At 68.6% G+C, this 596-nt stretch carries 1 pseudogene; it reads left to right on the top strand.

The annotated features are described in order from the left end of the window. Nucleotides 1-553: pseudogene (locus QYM41_RS17705) on the top strand (transposase); the annotation flags it as partial. Nucleotides 554-596: the final 43 nt, after the last annotated feature.

Raw genomic sequence — 596 nt, 5'->3', positions numbered from 1 at the left:
CTCAGACGCCCACGCCGGGCTCAAGGACGCGATCGCGGCGAACCTGCCCGGGGCCGCCTGGCAGCGGTGCCGGACGCACTACGCGGCGAACCTGATGGCCGTGACACCCAAGAGCATGTGGCCGGCGGTGAAGGCGATGCTGCACTCGGTCTACGACCAGCCCGACGCGGCAGCGGTCAACGCCCAGTTCGACCGGTTACTCGACTACGTCACTGAGAAGCTGCCCGCGGTCGCCGAGCACCTCGATGCCGCCCGCGCCGACCTGCTGGCCTTCACCGCGTTCCCGAAGGACGTGTAGATGCAGATCTGGTCCAACAATCCCGCCGAGCGGCTGAACAAGGAGATCCGGCGCCGCACCGACGCAGTGGGGATCTTCCCGAACCGCGCGGCCATCGTTCGCCTCGTCGGGGCCGTGCTGGCCGAGCAGACTGATGAGTGGGCCGAGGGCCGCCGCTACCTCGGCCTCGAAGTCCTCACCCGCTGCCGGCTCACCACCATCGCCGACACCGGGAGCGAGGTGATTCCCGACTCCCTGACCGCCCTCACCGCCTAATTCCCCTACGAAGGATCGCTACACCACTCCAGGGGGCTTGACC

This window comes from Kocuria oxytropis (assembly GCF_040981195.1).
GTDB classification, from domain to species: Bacteria; Actinomycetota; Actinomycetes; order Actinomycetales; family Micrococcaceae; genus Kocuria; species Kocuria oxytropis.
This window is presented reverse-complemented; position numbering and strand designations above follow the sequence as displayed.